At 68.7% G+C, this 2,857-nt stretch carries 3 protein-coding genes; 1 reads left to right on the forward strand and 2 read right to left on the reverse strand.

Annotated elements, in window-relative coordinates; translation table 11 throughout:
- Window positions 1-194: 194 nt before the first annotated feature.
- A protein-coding gene (locus tag VIM19_06885; protein ID HEY5184621.1) for an IS3 family transposase occupies window positions 195-1,456 on the reverse strand; the annotation gives its coding sequence in 2 pieces (ribosomal slippage) (window positions 195-1,108 and window positions 1,108-1,456; 1,263 coding nt in all).
- A 271-nt stretch (window positions 1,457-1,727) separates the two neighbouring features.
- Here VIM19_06885 and VIM19_06890 point away from each other — a divergent pair.
- On the forward strand, window positions 1,728-2,201 hold the full coding sequence (locus VIM19_06890; protein ID HEY5184622.1) for a hypothetical protein: 474 nt from the start codon (window positions 1,728-1,730) through the stop codon (window positions 2,199-2,201).
- A gap of 459 nt (window positions 2,202-2,660) precedes the next feature.
- On the opposite strand, the gene VIM19_06895 is transcribed toward VIM19_06890, so the two are convergent.
- The coding region (locus VIM19_06895) for a nitronate monooxygenase (protein ID HEY5184623.1) at window positions 2,661-2,857 on the reverse strand (197 nt) is incomplete at its 5' end.

Raw genomic sequence — 2,857 nt, forward strand, 5'->3', positions numbered from 1 at the left:
TACGCGTTCGGGGTCCGAAGGAGCTGACCGTGATGGTCGGCCTCACCTGCGACCGCGAGGGCCGCGTGCACACGCGGCTACTGGACCCGCCGGTCGACCGCCGGACGCGGCAGTTTCGAGCTGATTGGTACTCGCGTCGAAACTGTCCTGCGCACCCAAGGGCCCTACCCCCGGTTCGTGGACACGGGGTGTGATTACGCGGCGGTTGGCAGCGTAGCGGTGTAGCTGGTCTCGTAGGCGATTGGGGATTGGTAGCGGCACCAGGTGTGGCGTCGCTTGGTGTTGTAGCGGGTGAGCCACTTGAAGAGTTGGCGGTGGCAGGTGAGCTCGTCGGCCCAGCACGCGGAGTCTTGGAGGACCTCGCGTTTGAGGGCGGCGTTGAACGACTCTGCGAGGGCGTTGTCGGCCGAGGAGCCGACGGCGCCCATGGACTGGGTGACACCGAGGTCGGCGCACAGCCGTGCGTAGTCCTTCGAGGTGTAGACCGACCCGTGGTCGCTGTGGAAGATCGCCCCGGCCAAGCTGCCGCGGGTCGCGGCGGCAGCCTTGAGCGCGTCGGCGACGAGCTCGGTGCGCATGTGGTCGGCGACCGCCCAGCCGACCAGGCGGCGGGAGTAGCAGTCGATGACGGTGGCCAGGTACAGGTTGCTGCCGTCGGCCAGCGGCAGGTAGGTGATGTCGCCGACGTAGCGTCGGTTCGGTGCGTCAGCGGTGAAGTCGCGGTTGAGCAGGTCGGGGACTTTGTGGTCGGCCTGCTCGGGGATCGTGGTGCGCACCCGGCGCTTCTTGACGTAGCCGGCGATCCCGACGGCGCGCATGACCCGCGCGACGCGTTTGTGGTTGACCCGCTCGGCCGGCGGGACGCCGTCGTTGAGCTCCGCGGTCACCCGTGGCGCACCAAGGGTGTTGTCCGCGTCGTGGATGGCCCGGATCCGCTGGGCCAGAGCCGTGTCGGCCGCAGTACGGGCGGCCCGGGCCGGTGCACCTGCCTTCCACGCGTAGTAGGAGGATCGCTCGACCTCGACGGCCTCGCACAGTCGCTTCACCTCGAAGGTGGCGGAGTTATCGGCGACGAACTGGAAGCGACTCACCAGCGCGTCTCCCCGGCGAAATACTTGGCCGCCCGCTGGAGGATCTCCCGCTCCGTGGACAGCTTCTTCTCGTTGACCTCGAGCTCGGCGACGCGGGCCTCAAGGCGAGCAATCCTCTGCTGCGGTGTCTCATCACCTGCCCCTGAAGGGCTCGCTGGCGGCGCCTTGGACCGCAGGGTGCTGGTGGTCAACGTCCCGTCCGCAGCGGTCTTCTTGCCGGTGCCATACGCCTGCAGCCAGTGGCGCAGCGTGCCCCGCACGATGCCCAAGTCCTCAGCGATACCGCGGACCGTGGCCCCCGGCGTGGACTCGTACAAGTCGACGGCCTGACGACGGAACTCCTCGGAGTAGTTCTTCCTGGCCATGGTTGTGGATCATCTCGCTCTCACCCACACAGATGCGGGATTCAGCGTGTCCAAGAACCAGGGTCAGGGCCCCAACGTCACACCGCCAACCTGCCCCTGGGACGCGCGCGAAGATCTACGCGGAGCGCCTGCGTTGACGCACCGGGCGACTCTCTCCTGCCGGCCTGAACCGACCTCTTGTCAGCCTCCGCCAAGGCAACGAGGATGGGTCCCCGGGCGAGCTGCACAGGCTCACCGGACGCCCAATGCCCGGACGTCAGGACATCAACCCATGGAGGCGTCGATGGCAACCAGCCCCTCGACGCCGGACCAGGCTTCCTTGGAGGCCCTGCGGCTGCGACGTGCTGAGCTGCGCCAATCGATGAGCGCGCTGGAGCTCGCGATGGCCGAGCCAGCACCGATTGGTCGTGCGCGCTGGGCCGGGCGCGTCCAGGTGGCGATGGTTGAGTTGTCGGCTGACTTTCGCGAGCATGTCGAGGTCACACAAGGGCAGGCGGGGTTGCACTCCGACGTGCTCGCGGCAGCGCCACGTCTCTCCGGTGCGGTCGCCCGCCTCGCCCGGGAACACGTGCAGATCAGCCACCTCGTCGATGACCTGCTTGCCCGAACGTCCGGGCCGGAGCCGAGCGTGGATCAGATCCGACGTCTTGGCACGACGCTTCTGGGTTTGCTGGTCAGCCACAGGCAACGCGGCTCTGACCTGCTCTATGAGGCCTACGAGTTCGACGTCGGCGGAGAGACCTGAGGTCGCTGCCCGGGCCAACCAAATTCGATGGTTTCCACCGCGTCGGCGGCATCGCAGTACACGAGATCGACAGCCCTGACGCGCGTGCCACCACCAAGGAGGCGTTCGCCTCCTTCGAGCCACGAAATGGCTTCGGTTCACCATGCGCGAGGCAGCAATTCCGCGCCACATCGCGGGTTGCGCCAATCCAGACGCCTCCCGTTTCCGTCGGCGGCTGTTGATCGATGTGCACGACCGAAAACACCATCCGCCCCGCGTCACGGTGCGTCTCAGCGCCGCGTTTCGGCGATGCGGCCGGCCGGGGCTGGCCGGGCGACCGCCCGCCGACGTCCTGCTGGACGGGCCGGTCCTCGACGTGTGCGCGGGGGAGCGCCCTGCTCGGTATGTCGTCGTGAGCCACCCTCGGCGGGTGCAGGTCGCGCTCCGTGGGTGGTGGGCGGGGTTAGGGGGTTCGGTCGGTCACCCGGTGGACGTCTCGGGCTTCGCGCCGGTGAGTAAGTGGGCGATGACCTCGGCCGCGGTGTACCCGGTGGCGCCGGCGCGTCGCCGACTGAGCATGGTCACGACCGGGGCGAGGTCCCCACCGGCGGTGACCAGGGCCGGCTCGACGGCGCCCTTGGGCCGGCGCTGCGGCAGGCCGGCGCCGGCGAGGAGCG

Source organism: Actinomycetes bacterium (assembly GCA_036510875.1).
Taxonomy (GTDB): domain Bacteria; phylum Actinomycetota; class Actinomycetes; order Prado026; family Prado026; genus DATCDE01.